Raw genomic sequence first — 20,229 nt, 5'->3', positions numbered from 1 at the left:
AACTACCGAGCGCTACACCTGTGCGAAGTATCGTGCTACGTCCAGCAGTCCGCACGCAAGTGCATCGGCAATTACCGCTGCAATTGCAGATGATCTTGCGAGCGTTGGATGCCGGGCGCTATCGTCCCGCACACCACCCGTGGATGCAATTGAAGATGCAATTGCAGAGCTGGCCGCGACTTCGTCTCAAAGAGGCTTTCAGATGCAGCACGTGAGCAACGGCATGCCTGCCACCGAGTTCACAGGAGTGGTCTGGCGCAAGAGCCATCACAGCAACCCCGAGGGCAACTGCGTCGAACTCGCCGCGCTTCCGGACGGCAGCGTCGCCGTGCGCAACTCCCGCCACCCCGAAGGTCCCGCGCTCGTCTACACGGGCGCCGAGATCTCCGCGTTCGTCCGCGGCGTGAAGGACGGCGACTTCGACGGCCTACTCCCCGGCCGTTGAAGTCAGGCAGCGCTCGCGGACGGCCGGAAGGCGCTGGTCAACGATCGGCGCCTTCCGGCCACTTCACGCACCGCAGCCGTTCGACGGCACGGTGCTACCCTCCATGGTTGAGTCCCGAACACATGCAGACGCAGCCGGGGCGGCGGCCAAGGGGATGACCATGACGGCAGTTCAACCAGCACCCGTTCCCTCCGTTCCCGATGTTCTGAGCCTGCAGCGGGGCGGGCCGACCGTGCAGCGCATCATGCTGGGCACCCGGCTGCGCCGCCTGCGCGAATCCCTCAGCATCAGCCGGGACACGGCCGCTTCGGCGATACGCGCCTCGGACGCCAAGCTCTGCCGCATGGAACTGGGCCGCGTGGGCTTCAAGCAGCGCGACATCGCCGACCTGCTCACCCTGTACGGCGTCCAGGACCCGGACGTACGCCAGGAGTTCCTCGACTCGGTGCAGCGCGCCAACGAACCGGGCTGGTGGCGGGCGTACGGAGACGCCTTCCCGAGCTGGTTCGAGCAGCATCTCGGCCTGGAGGAGGCCGCGTCACTCATCCGCACCTACGAAGTCCAGTTCATTCCCGGGCTGTTGCAGACACCCGCGTACGCGGAAGCCGTCATCCGGCTCGGCCACGCCATCTCCGACCCGGACGCGATCCAGCGCCGCGTCGACCTGCGCATGACCCGGCAGGAGCTGCTCGCCAAGCCGGGCGCGCCGAAGCTGTGGGTCGTGGTGGACGAGGCGGCGCTGCGCCGTCCGCTCGGCGGCTGCGAGGTGATGCGGGACCAGCTCAAGCACCTGATCGAGGTGGCCGCCCTGCCGAACCTCACCCTCCAGGTGCTGCCCTTCCATGTCGGCGGCCACGCGGCGGCCGGGGGCCCGGTCACCGTGCTGCGCTTCCCGGTGCCCGACCTGCCCGACGTCGTCTACCTCGAGCAGCTCTCCAGCGCCCTGTACCTGGACAAGCCCGAGGAGGTCGACCACTATCTCGCGGTCATGGACCGCCTCAGCCTGGTCGCCGCACCGGCCGCGGACTCGGTGACCTTCCTGGAACAGGTCCTGAAGCAGACCTGAGCCCGTCGCGCCCCGAGATCGCCCCACCCGGCGGCTATCGTGCCGCGCATGTCAGCACCGACGACCACCACGATCGGCGACGCGGATTTCGCCGTGCCCATCGGGGACCGCTACTTCGAGGACTACGTGCCGGGTGCGGTCTACGTCTACGGCAGCATCACCATGACGGAGGAGGACATCCTCCGCTTCGCCCGCGACTTCGATCCGCAGGGCATCCACACCGATCCGCAGGCCGCGCTGCGGGGCCCCTACCAGGGGCTGATCGCCAGCGGCTGGCACACCTGCGCCGTCATGATGCGGATGTACGCCGACCACTACATCAGCAAGGTCGGCGGCCTGGCCTCCCCGGGCATCGACGATCTGCGCTGGGTACGCCCGGTACGGCCCGGCGACAGCCTCTCCCTGCGTACGACCGTCCTGGAGACCCGCGTCTCCCGGTCCAAGCCGGACCGCGGACTCGTCCACACCGGGATCGAGGTCCTGGGCCGGCACGGCGAGCCCGTCCTGACCATGACCGCGGTCAACTTCCTGCTGCGCCGGACGGTCCCGGAGGAGATCGCCTCCGACGGGTACTCGTAACCGGACTCGTAGCCGGAACGGAAGGGAGGCGCCAGATGCACGCGCTCGTCGACTGGCTCGCCGATCTGTCCGGATCCGTGGTCTACGTCGTGGTCGTGGCCCTGGTGTTCGCCGAGGACGCGCTGTTCTTCGGGTTCGTGCTGCCCGGCGAGACCGCCGCGATCGTCGGCGGCGTGCTGGCCCGGCGGGGCAACGTCGACCTGGCCTGGCTGACGCTCGCCGTGGTTCTCGCGGCGATCGCCGGGGACAGCGTCGGCTACGAGATCGGCCGGCGCCTGGGACCGCCGCTGCTGGGCAGCCGCCCCCTGCGCCGGCGGGCCGCGCGCGTGGACAAGGCACGCGACCTGATCCGCCGGCGCGGTCCTGCGGCGGTCTTCGTCGGCCGTTTCCTCGCCTTCCTGAGGTCGCTCGTGCCGGCACTGGCGGGCGCGTCGAACATGCCGTACCGCCGCTTCCTGCTCTACAACGCCATCGGCGGCCTGCTCTGGGGCGTCGGCAACGTCCTTGTCGGCTATGCCGCGGGGGCCGCCTACGAGCGCGTCGTGGGCCTGGTCGGCCGAACCCTGGCCCTGGCCACGGCCGCGCTCGTCCTCGTGGCCCTCGTCGTCTGGCACATCCGCCGGCACCGCGGCTCCGGCAGCTGAAGCCCCGTTCGGCGAAGAGGCGGCCACCGGAGCGCCGACACCCCGGTGACCACCTCGTTGCTGGTACCCCTCAGTCCCTTGATCGGTACAGCTCGAACCGCGCGATCCGCACGGTGTCCCGCACCGCCTCGACCCACAGCCGGCCGGTCGAGGCGGTGACCGCCACCGCGGCACCAGGACCTGACGTCTTGGATGCGGACTCATGAGTGGCCCAATTCATCGGATGTCTGATCATTGAGCGAGCGGTGAAGTCCTGTCGACGAGGCGTGAACGCCCAACAGCTGACCAAGTGATCGGATGAACGACAGGTCAGGGGCAGGCGACCGGCAGCCACCCCGTGAAAGGTCCACGAAGAGCCGCCCGAATGTCCAAGAGCCGATGGTCTCGACGGCGGGGGCCGTCGCCGGGCAGAGTGCTTCCCATACTCACGAGTAGCCCGCTTACCGCACTCCCGAGGAGCCCTGTGACCAGCTGGGTCGGCCGGACCGCTGCCGAGATCGCCGCCGCCGTACGCGAGAAGCGGGCCACGCCTCGGGAGGTGGTGGCCGAACACCTGGAGCGGATCGCGCGGCTCGACGCCCGCGTCGGAGCCTTCCGTGTGGTGCGGGGCCGGGCGGCGCTCGCCGAGGCCGACGAGGTGGCCTCCCGCGCCGATCTCGCCGAACTGCCGCTGGCCGGCGTGCCGGTGGCCGTCAAGGACAACCTCGCCGTACGCGGCGAGTCCAACCGCGTCGGCTCCGCGGCGACGCCGGACACCCCCGCCGACGAGGACCATGTGACGGTGGCCCGGCTGCGGGCGGCGGGCGCGGTGGTCGTGGGCCTGACGAACGTGCCCGAACTGTGCGTCTTCGGCACCACCGAGGGTGTGCACGGAACCTCCCGCAACCCCTGGGACCTGACCCGCACGGCGGGCGGCTCCTCGGGCGGCAGCGCGGCCGCGGTCGCCGCGGCGCTGGTGCCGGTCGCACTCGGCAACGACGGCATGGGCTCGCTGCGCATCCCGGCCGCCAACTGCGGTCTCGTCACCATCAAGCCGGGCCACGGCGTCGTCCCTGCGGGCATCGGCGAGGGCGACTGGTTCGGCATGTCCGAGAACGGTCCGCTCGCCACGACGGTCGAGGACGCCCGCCTGATGCTGTCGATCCTGGCGGACGCCGGCACCGAGGCGGTACGACCGCCAGAGCCCGCCATGCGCAAGATCGCCGTCTCGCTGCGCAGTCCCCTGCTCGGCGTCACGATCACCAAGCCGTACACGACCGCGGCCCGTGACGCGGGCGCCGTCCTCATCAAGGCCGGGCACCAGGTCCGCCGCGCCGACCCGCCCTACCCGCTCTCCCTGAGCACGACGTCCCTCGCTCACTGGACGGCGGGCACGGCGGTGGACGCGGCGGCCCTGGACCCACGCCTGCTCACCCGCCGCACCCGGGTACACGCCGCCGTCGGCCGCCGCTTCGTGAGCAGCGTCCGCACCAGCGACAGCCGGGACCGACTGCGCCGTCGCCTGGAGCCGTTCTTCGCCGAGTACGACGTCCTGCTCACGCCCACGCTCGCCCGCCGCTCCCCCAAGTCCGTGGCCTGGCACGAACGCGGCTGGCTCCCCAACCTCCTCGCCAACACCACCTACTCGCCCCTGACCCCGCCGTGGAACCTCACCGGCTGGCCGGCCCTGTCCCTCCCCTTCGGCGCCCTCCGGTCCGGCGCCCCCTGCGCCGTCCAACTGGTGGGCCGCCCGGGCGCGGAGGCACTGCTGCTGGACCTGGCGGAGCAGCTGGAGAAGCTGCATCCGTGGCGGCGGACGGCACCGTTGGACCAGCTTGATCCCTGACCTGTGCCGCGGCCCCGGTCCGCCCCGGGGCCGGCCATCCTGTTCACGCGTGCCGTGTTCCTCGCCCGCTCAGAGCGCCCGGTACATGATGTGCAGACCCACCCGGCCGTGCCGCGGATGCTCGAACGCGTCCGGCACCGTGCCCAGGATCGTGAAGCCCAGGGACGTCCACAGCCGGACGGCGGGGTTGGTCTCGACGACGGCGTTGAAGACCATCGCGCGGTATCCGTCGGCCTTGGCGGCGGCCAGGACGTGCTCGGCGAGGGCGCGGCCGATGCCCCGGCCGGCCCGGTCGGGGTCGACCATGAAGCCGGCGTTGGCGATGCCGGCCGCGGGGCCGCCGTAGTTGGGGGTGACGTAGGCCGAGGCGACGATCGCGCGGGTGTCGTCCTCGACGACGTAGACGCGTTTGGCCGGATTCATCCAAAGGACCCGGGCAGCCTCCTCGGAGGTGTCCGGGTCCCAGGTGTACGTCTCGCCGGAGGCGACGACGCGGTGCCAGAAAGGCCAGATCCGCGGCCAGTCGTCGGCCGCGGCTTCTCTGATCTGCATGGGCGTGAGTGTCGCACGCCCATGCCGTCGGCGATCGCGAGAGTCCTGCCGGTGGCTCAGTCCACGCTGGGCAGGATGTGAGGCTCGGCCAGGTCGTCCTCGTAACCTGCCAGGCGGATCGGGGCGGACCGGGCCCACACGTCCAGGCTGCCGATCTCGCCGGGCCGGTGGCCGGCGCCGCGCTCCGTGCGTTCCTTGGGGCGCTTTTCGCGATTCGTCTTCTCTGGTGTCACCGCGCACTCCTTATGTGTCGGGTCACCCTCGGGGCGGGCCGGTCACTCTGCGGTCCGGCGCCTGACGCCCGCTCGGGTGTGAGTGGAAAGCAGTTCGGACGCGGTGGCGCCGGTAACTCGTGCGTGAACAGGCCGCTGTGAACCGGCTTGCCCCGGGACGGACGTGGGTGTGGGTGGAACCCGGTGTTACTGTCCGTCCGCTCCAGATTAACCAAATGAGCAGACCTACGCTCTATGGGGCTCAAAACTTGGGCCTACTGTCGTAAATTGTCCGACTTCAGGGCCCTCTTCTGTCACTCATTCGGCCTACAGGCCTGCCGAAAGGGCAACACCCGTTCCATGCTGGGTTCCAGGGACATGTCCGGGAGGGGGATGTCATGGCATCTGTCACCTTCGACAAGGCCACCCGGCGCTTCCCCTCGATGGAACGACCGGCCGTCGACTCGCTCGACCTCGAGATCGAGGACGGTGAGTTCATGGTCCTGCTTGGTCCTTCCGGCTGTGGGAAGTCGACCTGCCTGCGCATGCTCGCCGGACTGGAGGAGGTCGACTCGGGTTCGGTCCTGATCGGTGTACGGGACGTGACCCATCTTCCGCCCCGGGATCGCGACATCGCCATGGTGTTCCAGGACTACGCCCTCCTCCCACATTTGTCGGCTGCCGACAACATGGGCTTCGCCCTGAAGATCGCTCGCATGTCAAAGGTGCCCGCCCGGCAGCGAGTTGACCACGCCGCCGCCGTGCTCGACCTGGAGCAGTACCTCGGCCGCCGGCCCAGGACACTCGCGGGCGGCGAGCGGCAGCGCGTCGCGACGGGGCGCGTGCTGGTGCGGGACCCGCGGGTCTATCTGATGGACGAGCCGCTGTCCAACCTGGACGCCCGGCTGCGGGCACAGACCCGGACGGAGATCGTCCGGCTGCAGAACCACCTCGGCATCACGACCGTGTACGTGACCCACGACCAGACCGAGGCGATGGCGGTGGGCGACCGTCTGGCAGTACTCGAGGACGGCGTGCTGCAGCAGGTGGGCACGCCGAAGGAGGTGTACGCGCACCCGGCCAACACCTTCGTGGCCGGTTTCGTCGGCTCGCCCGCGATGAACCTCTTCCGGCTTCCGCTGTCCGCAGACGGGGCCCGGCTGGGCGCCCTGAACATACCGCTGACCCGCGCCACCCTGCGGGCGGCCGCAGCGGGGGGCGCCGACGAGATCGTGCTCGGCGTCCGGTCCGAACAGTTCGAGCTGCTCCCGCCCGGGGACCGGGAGACTCCCGGACTGGACCTCGTCGTCGAGACGGTCGAGGACACCGGCGCCGTCGTCTTCCTCCACACCACCGCATGGACCGGCGAGGGGCTCGCCTCCATCGTCGTCCGGCTCCCGGGGCGCCCCGCCCACGGCTCAGGTGCGGCGCTGCGGGTGGCCATACGCGCGGACGCCGTGCACTGCTTCTCGGCCGCTACGGGACGGCGGCTCCCGGAGGACCCGGACACATCAACCGTGAGCTGAGCGCCCGCGTCAGGGCCAGGACTCTGACGGCGAGCGCCGGACAGGCCACGCAGTTCAGGTCCCGTTGGCCGAATCGCAAGGCGGCCATGATCTGCTTTCGGAGGCAACGGCTTGTCCGGCGGGAGGACTGGCGCATGGAGCTGCGCAGTGTCGAAGAGCTGATGGATCTGCTGTACGCCTGCCGGGGCTCATGGGACGCCCCGGGCCTGCGAAGTCGCCGGGTCGACCTGCACCAACACGCGCTGCAGACCGCCGCCCTGCTGCGGCGTCGCCGCCCCGCCGACAAGGAACTGCAGGTGGCGGGCCTGGTCCACGTCATCGGGCCGCTCCTGGGGCCGGGGGACGAGTCCGCCCACCCGGGCTGTGCGGCCGACGCCGTGCGGCCCCTGCTCGGCGAGCGGGTCTCCCGGCTCGTCCGCGAGCACCACCGCTCCGACGCACCCCCGGACGACGATCTGCTGCGCCTGCGCCAGGCGGACGAGGAGGGCCGCAGCGCCGGCTTCGACGCGGGGGTACTGGAGGACTGGCGCACGGTCCTGGAACTCGTCGCCGCGCGCAACTCCCGCCTCGGGGCTGTTGACTGACGGACCGCCATGAGACGGTACGGCGATGACGTCGTCGTACGGACTCAAGGGCAGGGCCGCCGTCGTCACCGGGGCGACGCGCGGGATCGGACGCGCGGTCGCCGGGCAGCTGGCCGCGGCGGGGGCGCTGGTGTGCGTGACCGCCCGGGACGCGGACGAGGTGCGCTGCACGGCCGAGGAGCTGGGGGGCGTGGGTCTGGCCGGCAGCGTCGGTGATCCGGCTCATCTGCGGGAGGTCACGGAGCTGGCCCTGCGCGCGTTCGGCCGGATCGACGTGGTGGTCAACAACGCGGCGACGAACCAGCCGTACGGACCTCTCATGGATGCCGATCCGGGGGCATGGCGGGAGGCGTTCGCGATCAATGTCGAGGCACCGCTGCGGCTCGTGCAGTGCGCGTGGCGGGCGTGGATGCGGGATCACGGCGGCTCCGTCGTCAACATCTGCACGGAGGGCGCCGGGCATGTCGGACCCCACGTCGGCGCCTATGGCACGAGCAAGGCGGCGCTGCTGCACCTGACCCAGCAGCTGGCGGGCGAGCTGGCGCCGAAGGTGCGCGTCAACTCGGTCTCCCCCGGGCTCGTCCGCACCGAGATGGCGCGGTTCGTGTGGGAGCCGGGCGAGGAGCAGCTGGCCGCCGGGCTGCCGCTCGGGCGGATCGGCGAGCCGGAGGACGTCGCGCGGGCCGTGCTGTGGCTGGCCTCGGACGCGGCGCAGTGGGTCACCGGCGCCGATCTGCTGGTGGACGGGGGTACACGCGTCAGGACGGCGCACCCCGCTCGGGGGTACGCCGTCGACGACCGTCTTCGCTCATACGCACCACCTCACTCATGAGGGCGGCTGTGGCCCGGGGGCTTCGCCCCTGTCACGGGAACAGCGCGATTCCCACGAGGATGAGAAGGATGACGCCGGCGACGAGCCCGACCGTGGCCCACGTCCCGCGGTGCTTCAGCGGACTGACCTCCCGGTTCCCGCCTCGGGGGCGGTCCTCCGGGATCTCGGCGCGGCCCGGGCGATCGCTTCCGTAGAACTGTTCGTCAGTGGGGTAGCGGTTGCGTGGATCGTCGTGCGCTCGCGGATCTATGCCATGTGGACTGCTCATCGTCACTCCCTGGCGCGGTGGTCACCAGGGTCCGAGTTCCCCGACGGTGCCGGGCCACACGTCGCGGCAGGTGGGTCACCACTTGCCGGGCGCGTAGTCCTTGAGGAAGACGCCGTACAGGTCCTCGCCCTGCTCGCCGCGCACAATCGGATCGTAAACCCGTGCGGCCCCGTCGACCAGGTCGAGCGGGGCGTGGAAGCCCTCCCCGGCCAGGCGCAGCTTGTCGTAGTGGGGGCGCTCGTCGGTGATCCAGCCGGTGTCGACCGAGGTCATGAGGATGCCGTCGGTCTGGAACATCTCCTGGCCGCTGGTCCGGGTCACCATGTTCATCGCGGCCTTGGCGGCGTTGGTGTTCGGGTGGCCCGCTCCCTTGTAGCCGCGGCCGAAGACGCCCTCCATCGCCGAGACGTTCACGACGTAGGCACGCTTGCTGGACGCCTTCTTCGCCGCGTCGGCCATGACCCGGCGCAGCGCGCTGATCAGGATGAACGGCGCGGTGTAGTTGCACAGCTGGGTCTCGAGCAGCTCCACCGGGGAGATCTGCTCGATGGTCTGCACCCAGGTGTTGGTGTCGACGACGTCGGGGACCAGGCCGCCCGCGTCGATGGCGGTGCCGTCGAGGTGCCGCGCGACGCTGGCGTTGCCCGCGACCAGCGCGAGGTCGGCGACCTGCTGGGCGTCGAGTCCGCTGACGCCGACGGGCAGCGCGGCCGATCCGGTCAGGGCGTGGACCGCGCCGGAGTTGAAGGCGCCGATGACGTGGTGGGCGGGGAGTGCCCCGGCGGGCAGCGGAGCGCTCTCCCCGTCGACCAGGGCGGCGTAGGCGGAGGCCAGGCGGCGTACGGTCTGCGTGGCGTTGTTGACGAGGATGTCGAGGGGGCCGGCCTCGGCGACCTGTTCGGCGAGGGCCACGGCCTGTGCCGGGTCGCGCAGGTCGATGCCGACGACCTCCAGGCGGTGCATCCAGTCCGCGGAGTCGTCCATGGCCTTGAAGCGGCGGATGGCGTCCTTGGGGAATCGGGTGGTGATCGTCGTGTGGGCGCCGTCGCGCAGCAGCCTCAGCGCGATGTACATGCCGATCTTGGCGCGGCCGCCCGTGAGCAGCGCACGCTTGCCGGTGAGGTCGGCGCGGGCGTCGCGCTTGTCGCGGTTCAGGCGGGCGCAGTCCGGACAGAGCTGGTGGTAGAAGTAGTCGACCTCGACGAATCGGGTCTTGCAGGTGTAGCAGGAGCGCGGGCGCTGGAGTATCCCCGCGATCTGCCCCTCCTCGGTGACCGACGACGGCAGGATGCCCTCGGTCTCGTCGTCGATGCGCTGGGCGGAGCCGGTCGCCGTGGCCTCCGTGACCGCCTTGTCGTGGGCGGTCTTGGCGGCCCGGCGTTCCTGGCGGCGGCGCTGCTTGACCGTGCGGTAGACGCCGGCGGTGGCCCGGCGCACGGCGATCGCGTCCGGGTGGTCGACTTCCAGCTTGTCGAGTTCCTCCAGCACGCTGAGGCAGACGGCGAGCCGCTCCGGGTCGATACCGGGGCCGTACACGGCCTCGTCCATGGCCGCCGGGCCGTCCTCTGTCACCGTCATCGCGCTGCCGTTTCCCTGATCACCCGAGCGGCGCTCCGATCGCACCCGCTGTCGAAGGGCGAATTTTACGGAGCGCCGGGCCCGTCCTCCAAACCCGTCTCGATCAGGAACCGCAGGCAGTGATCAGCGTCTGGACCTCCGCGGTCAGGGCGGCGGCCAGTCGGTCCAGGTCCGGCACGGCCTTGGCGTCGGCGACGAGCCCGTAGTGGACGTGTCCGCGGTAGGTGGAAACGGCCACCGCCAGCGCCTGGCCGCGGGCCAGCGGGGCGAGCGGGTAGACCTCCGTGACCGGGTTGCCGCCGAGCTTCAGGCCGAGGCTGGGCAGCGGGACGCTGGTGACCAGGATGTCGAACCAGAGCCGGGCCGCCTGGCTGACCAGGGGGCCGCCGAGCCGGTGGGCGAGCGGGGGCACGTGGTCGGCGAGCAGGGCGACGGCGCCCGCGCCCCGGTTGGGGCCGGCGTCCTTGTTGCGGTCCATGGCCGCGCGGACCGTGCCGAGCCGGACGAGCGGGTCGGGGTCGTCGACGGGGAGCCGTATCACGTAGCCGGAGAGCCGGTTGCCCTGTGGGGTGGCGGTGCGCGGACGGCGCTTGGAGACGGGGATCAGGGCGCGTGGCCGGACGCCCTCGCTGCTGTCGCCGCGCTCGTCCAGCCAGCGGCGCAGGGCGCCCGCGACGACGGCGATCAGGACGTCGTTGACCGTGCCGCCCTCGGACTTGCGGATGCGGTGCACGTCGTCGAGGTCGATGACCACGCCGGCGGTGCGGCGGGTGCCGGTGGGCTCGGCGGTGAGGGCGGCCGAGGAGCGCACCCCCAGGCTGGACACGGCCAGGGAGGCGCCGATGTCGAGCGCGCGGCCCACGTCGGAGGCGGCACCGCGGACCAGGCCCGGCAGCTTGCGCACGTCGGGCAGCAGGCCGGCCTTCTTCTCCTCGCGGCGGGGCGCCCGGGCCGGCAGGTCCATCGGGTCCATGACGGCGGCGGCGAGCGTCAGCGCACGCAGCCCGTCGGCCAGGGCGTGGTGGAACTTGAACAGCACGGCGAAGGAGACGCCGTCCTCCCCCGGCAGCACATGCGCCTCCCACGGCGGACGGCCGCGCTCCAGCGGGCACTCCATGAGCCGGCCCGCGTCCGCGTGGAAGTCCGCGGTCGGGGCGTGCAGCCGCACGTGGTGGAGGGGGTCGAACGCGGGGTCGGGCTCGCGAGTGGCCCCGCCGAAGGCCAGCGGCCGGAACGAGAACGGCTGCCATACATCCCGGATCCGCATCCGCAGACCGGGCACCGCCGCAGCCCGGGCGGCGAGCAGATCGGCGGCATGGGCGCCCGCGGTGGGTGAGTGGGCCGAGAAGACCCCGAGCGCACCGAGGTGCATGGGGTGTTCGGGGGACTCGATGTTCCAGAACGCCAGGTCGAGGGGAGCGAGCAGGTCAGAAGTCAATGGCTTGCCTCGCGTCGAGGAAGGGTGAGCAAGCAGTCAACCCCCCAGGGCGATTACGGTCAAGTACGATCAAGCTACGCACAGTTAACAGCAGATTAAGTCCCACCCCCATGTGAGGGATGGGACTCAAGCAACACCTGAGGTCAGTTCAGCGCCGGTGGCGCCGCCTGTGCCGACATTCCCCACTCAGACGGGCGCGGGCCGACCGTGAACGCGAGCGAGCGCAGGGAGCGCAGGCTGCCGGTCGTCAGATACGTCCCGTCGTACGCCTTCCCGTCCGTGCGGGCCGACTGGATGTACCGGTCGGTGCCGGAGGTGCCGGGAGCGGTGAGGGTGAGGGCGCCGTGCGGGTAGTAGCGGCGGTCCAGCGTCAGGTCGACCCGGTCGAAGACCGGCGTGGACAGCCCCCAGGTGTCGTAGCCGGGCTGCACCGGGAAGATCCCGATCGACGACAGCACGTTCCAGGCGGACATCGTGCCGAGGTCGTCGTTGCCGGTCATCCCGGTCGGCGCGTCGGTGAAGAGGGTCAGCGCCGCGTGCACGACGTCGGTCGTCTTCCACGGCTGCCCGGTCGACAGGTAGGTGTAGGGGGCGATGAGGTCGGGCTCGTTCTGCGGGTTGTACTTGTCGGCGTTGTAGTAGTCGTACGGACCGTTGACCCACACCTCGCGGGCCGTCCTCACCGGGTCGGCCAGCAGCCGGTCGTAGGCGAAGAACGAGTCCAGCCGGTCGTTGGCCGCCTGCCCGCCGCCGATCAGGCCGACCACGCCCGGCAGGTCCTGCGGCACCAGCCACTGGTACTGCCAGGACGTGCCCTCGTGGAAGCCTTCGCTCTGCGCCGGGTCGGCGGGTCCGGTGAAGGCGCCCGAGGCGTCACGGGCGCGGAAGAAGCCGGTCGAGGGGTCGAAGACGTTCCGGTAGCTCTGGGCGCGGGCCGCATAGCGGCCGGCGTCCACGCCGTGTCCGAGATCGCGGGCCATCCGGGCGAGCATCGCGTCCGACAGGGCGTACTCCAGGGTCGCCGAGGCGCCGTGGTCGTAGTCCGAGTCGCCCGGCTTCACATGCGGGCGGCCCTTGACGTACGGGGCGAAGCCGTCGGCGATGTACTCCTTGTTCGCCTCCCGGCCCACTGCCGGCGAGTCCGCGGGCGGCACCCCGTCGGCGTTCTGCTTCAGGGCCCGGTAGGCACGCTCCTCGTATCCCCCGGGGCCCTTGAGCAGGCCCTGCTGGTAGGCGTTGGTGAGGAACGGGGTGACCGGGTCGCCGGTCATGATGTTCGTCTCGACCGTGCCGTAGCCCCATTTGGGCAGCCAGCCGCTCTCCTCGTCGATCTTGATCACCGAGATCGCCATGTCCCGGGCCTCGCGGGGCGCGAGCAGGGACAGCAGCTGGGACTGGGTGCGGTAGGTGTCCCACAGGGACCAGTTCTGGTAGTAGGTGAAGCCGTCGGTGCGGTGGATCCTCTGGTCCCAGCCCGTGTAGCGGCCGTCGGCGTCGCTGCCGATGTTCGGTGCCAGGAACGACCGGTACAGGGACGAGTAGAAGGTCCGCCGCAGGCTGTCGGCACCCCCCTGTGTGCGCACGTCGTCGAGGCGGTCCTCCCATGTCCGCCGCGCCGTGTGGCGTACGGCGTCGAAGGAACGGCCGCCCTCGGCACGGAGGTTGACCGCCGCGCCGTGCGCGTCGACGTAGGAGAGGGCCGTGGTCGCCTCGACCGTACGGTCCCTGGTCGTGTCGAAGCGGACGTAGGCGCCGTCGCGTCCGTTCTTCGAGCCCGAGGTCACGGTCGTGCCGTCCCAGGTGCCGTACGCGGTGAAGGGCCGGTCGAAACGGGTGATCGTGTAGACGGTGTACGGCTTGGTGTCCTGGCAGAAACCGCGCCCCGTGATGGCGGTGCGCACGGTGCGGCTGTCGAGCACCTCGACCTTGGTGGAGACGTCGGTGTGCAGTGACTGGGCCGCGTTCAGCAGGACGTTGGCCTTGTCGGTGGCGGGGAAGGTGTAGCGCTGCACGCCGGTGCGCGCCGTCGCCGTCAGCTCGGCCCTGATGCCGGTCTTCAGGCCGACCCGGTAGTAGCCGGGGCTCGCGGTCTCGTCGTCGTGGCTGAACTCGGCCTCGTACCTGGCGTTGTCGGTCTGGGTGACGTCACCGGTGGTCGGCAGCACGGGCAGGTCGCCGCCGAGACCGCAGCCGACGCCCGAGAGATGGACCAGGGAGAAGCCGCGGATGTGGTTCTGGGAGTAGTCGTAGCCGGTGTTGTGGCCGGTGTCCGGCGAGAACTGCACCATGCCGAAGGGCACGGCGGCGCCGGGATAGGTGTTGCCCTCGTTCTCGGTTCCGATGAACGGGTTGACCAGATCGGTGAGTTGACCGTCGCGCGGCTCGGTGGCCTGCGCGGTGCCGGGAACGGCGAACAGCGCGGACGCTGCCACCGCCCCCGCCAGGCACAGGCGCAGGCGCCGGGTCCGTCTCATGTGGGCAGTCCTCCGGAGGCGTGGGAGATGTGGGATCACGTGGTCGGGCACCCGGCGGGAGCCGCCTGGGACGCGTCGCGGATCAGGGCCTGCTGGGCCGCCTTCACGCGCCGCCCATCGGGCTTCAGCACCCTGCGGTCGTACGTCAGCAGGCCGTTGAGCTCGCCCTCGACGTCAGAGATCTGGGTGTAGACCGCGCTGTTGCTCCCCTTGCAGGCCAGGGCGTGCACCTCGGCGAGCTTGGCCAGGTAGTCGCCGGTGTAGGTGGCCGGGTCGACATCGACGTACGACTGCTGCACGGACCAGGCGTGTCCCGGCACCGCGAGGCCGAGGCCGCCGTACTCGCCGCTGACCAGGGCGCGTTGCCCGTCCGGATGCGGTGGCAGGGCGGGGCTGGGGTAGCCGTGCTCGTCCATGATGTCGCCGGTGCCACCGTCGGCCCCGAGGTTGAGCCCGGACATGGAGTCGACCAGCCGGGTCGGGTCCCAGGCCTTCGCCTGGTCGGCGATGCGGGCCATGTCGTACTGGCCCCAGCCCTCGTTGAAGGTGACCCACATGACGACCGACGGGCTGCTGATGTGCTCGTCGATCATCTGCTTCATCTCGCGCTCGTACTCGGCGCGGGCCTCGGCGCTCGGGTCCACCCCGGCCGTCATCGCGGGCATGTCCTGCCACACCATGAGGCCCAGCCGGTCCGCCCAGTAGAACCAGCGGTCGGGCTCGACCTTGATGTGCTTGCGCACCGCGTTGAAACCGAGCTGCTTGTGCACCTTCAGGTCGTGGGCGAGGGCGTCGTCGGTCGGGGCCGTGTAGCGGCCGTCGGGCCAGAAGCCCTGGTCGAGGGTGGCCATCATGAAGACCGGTTTGCCGTTGAGCACCGTGCGCGGGACGCCGTTCACCTTCTCGACGGCGATCGAACGCATCCCGAAGTAGCTGCCGACGCGGTCGGCGCCGACGGTGACCTTCAGGCCGTAGAGGAACGGGGCGTCCGGCGACCACAGGTGCGGGTCGTGGACCGTCAGGGTGAGCGGGGCGCCGGTGCGGCCGCGGGCCGTGGCGACCTTGCGTTTCCCGTCGTACGCGGTCGCGGTGATCGCCGCGCCGTCGCGGACTCCCCGCGCCTCGACGGTGAGTCGGCCGCCCGCGGCGTCGGGGGTCAGCTTGAGGGAGTCGACGTGGTCGGTGGCCACCGGCTCCATCCACACCGTCTGCCAGATGCCCGAGGTCGGCGTGTACCAGATGCCGCTGGGGTCCAGGCGCTGCCTGCCGAGCGGCGGGTTCTCGCCGGCTGCCGCGCCGGTGGGGTCGTAGACGCCGACGATGAGCTCCTGGGTGCGGCCGGGTTTGAGGGCGTCGGTGACGTCGGCGCTGAACTTGTCGTAGCCGCCCTGGTGCCGGGCGGCCTCGGTGCCGTTGACGTACACCTCGGATCGCCAGTCGACGGCGCCGAAGTTGAGCCGCAGCCGCTTGCCGGAGCCGATCCTCCAGCCGGCGGGGACGGTGAACGTGCGGCGGTACCACATCCGGTCCTCGTGCCGTTCGAGGCCGGAGAGCTGGGACTCCACGGGGTACGGGACGAGGATGCGCTCGGCGGGGTTCCTGCCGACGGGCGGGCGTTCGCCCGCTGTGGCGGCGGCGAACTGCCAACGTCCGTTGAGATTGCGCCAGTCGGCGCGGGTCAGCTGCGGGCGCGGGTACTCGGGGTGGGCGTTGTCCGGGCCCACCCGGTCGGCCCACTGCGTGCGCAGTTCGTACGTGGAGTGGTTGGGGCCGCTGCTCCAGAAGCCTCTGACAACGTTGCCGTCGGCGCCGGTGAGGCCGCCGCTTCCGTCGTAGCGGACGTCGGCGTCGACCCACAGCCGGAAGCCGTTGTCGCCGATGACAGAGAAGGTGTGGGTGCCGGACCTCTCCGGGACGATCTTTCCGGTCCAGCGGACGCTGACATCATCCGACTGCCCGGTGGCGAGGGCGAGCCTCGGTTCGAGGTTGCCGAAGTCGAGGTTCGGATCAAAGCCGGTCGCCTTGAGCTGGTCGAAGTCGAAGGCGCCGGGAGCGGACTGGGTGTAGTACTCGCCCTTCAGACCGTGGACCTCGTCGGGGTCGTCGGCCGCGGTCGCACGGGGCGCGGCGGCCGGCCCGGCCGCGCCGAGCGCCGCTGCGAGCAGGAGGGCGAGCCGGTCTCTGAGGCGTCTGGTGTGCACGGAACCTCCCATAACAACGTTGTCATGGACAGCAGTTGGCATGACAACACGGATTCCGGATTGCGTCCAGGGACATGACAAGGGGACGGGACAAGCCGAGGCGGGACCCGGCGAGTGGCCCCCTCACCACCACCGGCGAAGAATGGGGATGTCACCCCTGTGCCGCGCGGGTCGTGAGTCGGCTGCGACGGCACCCTCAGCAGAAAGGGGCGAGGCAGATGTCGAAGGTATCCAGGGAGACGGCCACCCAGGGCGGCGACTTCGGAATCGTTCTCGACCGGTCCGAGGAGCTGGACGACTACACGGTGGACTTCATCACCTTCCGCGAGAACGTCGATCACACGCTCCTGCTCAGGGGCCTGCCCGACGACCGGTGCCAGTGCCCGCACTGGGGCTATGTCTTCAAGGGGCAGCTGATCTTCCACTACGCGGACCGCGACGAGGTGTACGAGGAGGGCGACGCGTACTACGCACCGCCCGGACATGTCCCCGTGCGCACCGCACCGGGCACCGAGGCGCTGCAGTTCAGCCCGACCAAGGATGTGCGGCCCACCAGCGAGGCCATCATGAAGAACTTCCAGGCGATGCGGGAGGCCTCCGGCTGACCGGCCCGCCGGCTACGACACCACCTGCCCCTTCCCGAGGGCGATCACCCCGCCCTCGGAGACGGTGTACAGCTCCGCGTCCCGGTCCGGGTTGACGCCGATCGTGGCGCCGGGCGGGACCTCGACGTTCTTGTCCAGGACCGCCCCGCGCACCACCGCGCCACGGCCGATGCGGACGTTGTCGTGCAGGACCGAGCCCTGGACCACGGCGCCCGGGTCGACCCTGACACCGGGGGACAGGATGGACCGGGTGACCTGGCCCCGGATGAGGCAGCCCGCGCTGATGATGGACTCACTGGCCATGCCGCCCGCGTTGAAGCGGGCCGGGGAGAGCTGGTTGGCGTGGGTGTAGATGGGCCACTGGCGGTTGTAGAGGTTGAAGGCCGGGCGCTCGGCGATCAGGTCCATATGGGCGTCGTAGTACGCGTCGAGGGTGCCGACGTCACGCCAGTAGCCGCGGTCGCGGGTGGTCTCGCCGGGCACGTGGTTGGCGCTGAAGTCGTACAGCATCGCCTCGCCGCGGTCGGTGAGCTGGGGCAGGATCGAGCCGCCCATGTCGTGCACGGAGTGCTCGTCCTCGGCGTCCCGCTGCAGGGCCTCGATGAGGGCCTTGGTGGTGAAGATGTAGTTGCCCATCGAGGCGAACACGCACTCCGGATCGTCCGCAAGGCCGGGCGGGTCGGCGGGCTTCTCCAGGAAACGCTCGACCGTCAGTCCGTCCGAGCCCGGGGTGATCACGCCGAACTGCGAGGACTCGGCGCGCGGCACGCGGATCCCCGCGACGGTCACTCCCGCGCCGCTCTCCATGTGCTGGGCCAGCATCTGGCTGGGGTCCATGCGGTACACGTGGTCGGCGCCGAAGACGACGACGTACTCGGGCCCCTCGTCGTGCACGAGGTTCAGGGACTGCAGGATGGCGTCGGCGCTGCCCAGGTACCAGCGCGGGCCGAGCCGCTGCTGCGCCGGGACCGGGGTGACGTAGTTGCCGAGCAGGCTCGACATCCGCCAGGTGGTGGTGATGTGCCGGTCCAGCGAGTGCGACTTGTACTGCGTGAGGACGCAGATGCGCAGGATGTCGCTGTTGACGAGATTGGACAGGACGAAGTCGACAAGGCGGTACGTGCCGCCGAAGGTGACCGCTGGTTTCGCCCTGTCCGCGGTCAGGGGCATCAGGCGTTTGCCTTCTCCGCCCGCCAGTACGATCCCGAGCACCGAAGGTCCGCCACGACGCATGGCCGCTCCCCTCACCGTGGTTGATCCATGCCTGCCCCTGCACAGGGGGGTGTAAGCCTGTTCGAGGAACTCCCTGCCGCTGTCTTCCTTTCTAACCCAGTTTGAGGGTCTCCTCGTAAAGACGGACCGTACGGCGGGCGACGGCGTCCCAGCCGAACTCCTCCACCGCGCGCTCCCGGCCGGCCTCGCCCATCCGGCGGGCGGCCTCCGGATCGCCGATCACCTGGTCCAGTGCCCGCGTGAGGCCCGCCTCGAAGTCGTCGTCCACGGGCACGAGCAGCCCCGTGCTGCCGTCGTCCACGACCTCGGGGATGCCGCCGACCCGGGAGGCCACGACGGGAGTCCCGCAGGCCATCGCCTCCAGGTTGACGATACCGAGGGGTTCGTACACCGACGGGCAGACGAACGCGGCGGCGTGCGTGAGGAGCTGGATCACCTCGGGGCGCGGCAGCATCTGGGGAATCCAGTGCACGCCCTCGCGCACGCGGCTCAGCTCCTGGTAGAGATCGCGGAACTCCCGGTCGATCTCCGGGGTGTCCGGCGCTCCCGCGCACAGCACGACCTGTGCGGCCGGGTCGATGTCCCGCACGGCCCGCAGCAGGTGGGGCACGCCCTTCTGGCGGGTGATGCGGCCGACGAACAGGACGTACGGGCGCTTCCGGTCGAGGCCGAGGCGCTCCAGCACGCCGGTGCCGCTGTCGGGGCGGTAGAGGGTGGTGTCGATGCCGTTGTGCACGATGTGGACCTTGGCCGGATCCAGCGTCGGATAGCAGGTGAGGATGTCCTCGCGCATGGCGCCGGACACGGCGATCACGGCGTCGGCGGTCTCTGTCGCGGTGCGCTCCGCCCAGCTGGAGAGGGCGTATCCGCCGCCGAGCTGCTCGGCCTTCCAGGGGCGCAGCGGCTCCAGGGAGTGCGCCGTCATCACGTGCGGTACGCCGTACAGCATCTTGGCGAGGTGGCCGCCGAGGTTGGCGTACCAGGTGTGGGAGTGCACGAGCTCGCGGCCTTCGAGTCCGGCGGCCATCGCGAGGTCGACGGAGAACGTGCGCAGCGCGTCGTTGGCGGTGTCGAGGGCGGCCCAGGGACGGTGGCGTATGACGCCCACCCCGCGGCCCTCGCCCCAGCAGTGCACTTCGAGGTCGACCAGGTTCGTCAACTCCCGGGCGAGGAACTCGACATGAACACCCGCGCCGCCGTACACGTCCGGCGGGTACTCCCGGGTCAGCAGTCCCACTCGCACCCGCAACCCCCAGCTCTCGGCGACCGGTTCTCTCATGGTCACCCAGATGTGCCGTGCGCGGAAGAGCGCGGCGGTCGTGTGAAGCAACAGTCACCGCACAGGCCTCCGCCGGGCACCCGGTAGTAGAGGCAGCAGCTGCGGCGGCGGAACGAGGTGCCGGTGAGGGTTCCGGTGCCGGACAGCAGAGGGTGCGCGAGGAGTCCGGCGGCGAGGGAGCGGGTGTGCGCGGCCGCCCGGGGGTGTCCGTGGGCGGCGGCCCAGTGGTCCAGTTGCCGGGCGGCGCCCGCCAGCGCGGATGCCGCGTTGCCCCGCAGCAGGCCGGGGGCGACGCGGTGGCGGGCGCGCAGGGCCGCCGCCAGCGGTTCGAGGTGGCCCTTCAGCACGACGTCCGCGACGGTCGCGGCGTCCGCGGGCAGCGGGCGCACCTCGGCGAGCCACAGGTCGTCGGGGGCGCCTGCGTCGGGATCCCAGTGCAGCAGCCCGGGGTCCAGGTCGGGGACGCTGCCGTAGAGCACGGCGCAGGCGAGCGTCACCGACCACAGCCGGGCCGCGAGCCCCTGCTGGGCGACGGAGACAGCGATCCGCATCTCGGGAGCGCGGAGAGAATGAGCGACCTTTTCGACCCGAAAAGTAATAGGATTTCCGCGAGCATCTGAAGACTGGTTTTCCTGCGGATACGTCGTGTGCGTCGTGCAGGTGTACGTCGTGTATGCGTCCGCCAGCGTCGGCAGGGGCGCATGCGGTGCTCCGCCGGTGCGTAGTACGAAGAAGCCGCCGAGCGGTCCGAGGGCGGCGAGATCCTGATCGAGGTCCACGAGGAGCAGTAGTACCAAGCGCCCTAGGGGTTCCCATTGGGGGGTCCCCACCCCGTGTCGCCCACCTTGGGGAGGACGGCGCCCGATTCGTACTCCATCGGCAGTAGGA

The 20,229-nt window shown here is 70.8% G+C and carries 19 protein-coding genes; 9 read left to right on the top strand and 10 right to left on the bottom strand.

Going from position 1 to position 20,229, the window contains the following annotated elements; all coding sequences use genetic code 11:
• The first annotated feature begins 202 nt into the window (after nucleotides 1–202).
• From OOK07_RS38480 to OOK07_RS38460, 5 genes are all read left to right on the top strand, one after another.
• Complete coding sequence (locus OOK07_RS38480) at nucleotides 203–445, top strand: DUF397 domain-containing protein (RefSeq protein WP_266801149.1); 243 nt, start codon at nucleotides 203–205, stop codon at nucleotides 443–445.
• 160 nt (nucleotides 446–605) lie between these two features.
• On the top strand, nucleotides 606–1,511 hold the full coding sequence (locus OOK07_RS38475) for a Sco1979 family transcriptional regulator (protein WP_266801148.1): 906 nt from the start codon (nucleotides 606–608) through the stop codon (nucleotides 1,509–1,511).
• Between the two features lie 48 nt (nucleotides 1,512–1,559).
• Nucleotides 1,560–2,090, top strand: coding sequence for a MaoC family dehydratase (locus tag OOK07_RS38470; protein WP_266801147.1), 531 nt, complete (start codon nucleotides 1,560–1,562; stop codon nucleotides 2,088–2,090).
• Nucleotides 2,091–2,125: 35 nt separating this feature from the next.
• Nucleotides 2,126–2,734, top strand: a complete 609-nt coding sequence (locus OOK07_RS38465) for a DedA family protein (protein WP_266801146.1) — start codon at nucleotides 2,126–2,128, stop codon at nucleotides 2,732–2,734.
• A 463-nt stretch (nucleotides 2,735–3,197) separates the two neighbouring features.
• The gene (locus tag OOK07_RS38460; RefSeq protein WP_266801144.1) at nucleotides 3,198–4,559 is read left to right on the top strand and encodes an amidase; all 1,362 of its coding nucleotides are present in this window, start codon (nucleotides 3,198–3,200) and stop codon (nucleotides 4,557–4,559) included.
• Between the two features lie 69 nt (nucleotides 4,560–4,628).
• Here the strand turns inward: OOK07_RS38460 and OOK07_RS38455 are convergent, their stop codons facing one another.
• Nucleotides 4,629–5,111: a GNAT family N-acetyltransferase gene (locus OOK07_RS38455; protein ID WP_266801142.1), complete on the bottom strand. Its 483-nt coding sequence runs from the start codon at nucleotides 5,109–5,111 to the stop codon at nucleotides 4,629–4,631.
• Nucleotides 5,112–5,167: 56 nt separating this feature from the next.
• Nucleotides 5,168–5,344: a hypothetical protein gene (locus OOK07_RS38450; protein ID WP_266801141.1), complete on the bottom strand. Its 177-nt coding sequence runs from the start codon at nucleotides 5,342–5,344 to the stop codon at nucleotides 5,168–5,170.
• 377 nt (nucleotides 5,345–5,721) lie between these two features.
• Between OOK07_RS38450 and OOK07_RS38445 the strand changes: the two genes are divergently transcribed.
• From OOK07_RS38445 to OOK07_RS38435, 3 genes are all read left to right on the top strand, one after another.
• Complete coding sequence (locus OOK07_RS38445; protein WP_266801140.1) at nucleotides 5,722–6,849, top strand: ABC transporter ATP-binding protein; 1,128 nt, start codon at nucleotides 5,722–5,724, stop codon at nucleotides 6,847–6,849.
• Nucleotides 6,850–6,983: 134 nt separating this feature from the next.
• Nucleotides 6,984–7,433 (top strand): hypothetical protein, encoded by a 450-nt coding sequence (locus OOK07_RS38440; protein WP_266801139.1) that lies wholly within the window; start codon nucleotides 6,984–6,986, stop codon nucleotides 7,431–7,433.
• A 25-nt stretch (nucleotides 7,434–7,458) separates the two neighbouring features.
• Nucleotides 7,459–8,265 (top strand): SDR family oxidoreductase, encoded by an 807-nt coding sequence (locus OOK07_RS38435; RefSeq protein WP_266801137.1) that lies wholly within the window; start codon nucleotides 7,459–7,461, stop codon nucleotides 8,263–8,265.
• Nucleotides 8,266–8,296: 31 nt separating this feature from the next.
• On the opposite strand, the gene OOK07_RS38430 is transcribed toward OOK07_RS38435, so the two are convergent.
• The 5 genes from OOK07_RS38430 to OOK07_RS38410 form a co-directional block, all read right to left on the bottom strand.
• Nucleotides 8,297–8,533, bottom strand: a complete 237-nt coding sequence (locus OOK07_RS38430; protein ID WP_266801135.1) for a hypothetical protein — start codon at nucleotides 8,531–8,533, stop codon at nucleotides 8,297–8,299.
• Between the two features lie 75 nt (nucleotides 8,534–8,608).
• Nucleotides 8,609–10,111 (bottom strand): SDR family NAD(P)-dependent oxidoreductase, encoded by a 1,503-nt coding sequence (locus OOK07_RS38425; RefSeq protein ID WP_266801133.1) that lies wholly within the window; start codon nucleotides 10,109–10,111, stop codon nucleotides 8,609–8,611.
• Nucleotides 10,112–10,214: 103 nt separating this feature from the next.
• The gene (locus OOK07_RS38420; protein ID WP_266801131.1) at nucleotides 10,215–11,549 is read right to left on the bottom strand and encodes a wax ester/triacylglycerol synthase family O-acyltransferase; all 1,335 of its coding nucleotides are present in this window, start codon (nucleotides 11,547–11,549) and stop codon (nucleotides 10,215–10,217) included.
• 143 nt (nucleotides 11,550–11,692) lie between these two features.
• Nucleotides 11,693–14,023: a GH92 family glycosyl hydrolase gene (locus OOK07_RS38415; protein WP_266801130.1), complete on the bottom strand. Its 2,331-nt coding sequence runs from the start codon at nucleotides 14,021–14,023 to the stop codon at nucleotides 11,693–11,695.
• A 35-nt stretch (nucleotides 14,024–14,058) separates the two neighbouring features.
• The gene (locus OOK07_RS38410; protein ID WP_266801129.1) at nucleotides 14,059–16,224 is read right to left on the bottom strand and encodes a glycoside hydrolase family 2 TIM barrel-domain containing protein; all 2,166 of its coding nucleotides are present in this window, start codon (nucleotides 16,222–16,224) and stop codon (nucleotides 14,059–14,061) included.
• A gap of 218 nt (nucleotides 16,225–16,442) precedes the next feature.
• Between OOK07_RS38410 and OOK07_RS38405 the strand changes: the two genes are divergently transcribed.
• A complete protein-coding gene (locus OOK07_RS38405) occupies nucleotides 16,443–16,829 on the top strand; it encodes a cupin domain-containing protein (protein WP_266801128.1) in 387 nt (128 codons plus the stop codon).
• A gap of 12 nt (nucleotides 16,830–16,841) precedes the next feature.
• On the opposite strand, the gene glgC is transcribed toward OOK07_RS38405, so the two are convergent.
• From glgC to OOK07_RS38390, 3 genes are all read right to left on the bottom strand, one after another.
• Complete coding sequence (glgC, locus tag OOK07_RS38400; protein WP_266801126.1) at nucleotides 16,842–18,062, bottom strand: glucose-1-phosphate adenylyltransferase; 1,221 nt, start codon at nucleotides 18,060–18,062, stop codon at nucleotides 16,842–16,844.
• 91 nt (nucleotides 18,063–18,153) lie between these two features.
• The gene (glgA, locus tag OOK07_RS38395; RefSeq protein WP_266802226.1) at nucleotides 18,154–19,305 is read right to left on the bottom strand and encodes a glycogen synthase; all 1,152 of its coding nucleotides are present in this window, start codon (nucleotides 19,303–19,305) and stop codon (nucleotides 18,154–18,156) included.
• Between the two features lie 38 nt (nucleotides 19,306–19,343).
• Nucleotides 19,344–20,138 carry a (2Fe-2S)-binding protein gene (locus OOK07_RS38390; RefSeq protein WP_266801125.1) on the bottom strand — a complete coding sequence of 265 codons (795 nt, stop codon included), beginning with the start codon at nucleotides 20,136–20,138 and terminating at the stop codon, nucleotides 19,344–19,346.
• Nucleotides 20,139–20,229: the final 91 nt, after the last annotated feature.

This window comes from Streptomyces sp. NBC_00078, from assembly GCF_026343335.1.
GTDB lineage: Bacteria > Actinomycetota > Actinomycetes > Streptomycetales > Streptomycetaceae > Streptomyces.
This window is presented reverse-complemented; position numbering and strand designations above follow the sequence as displayed.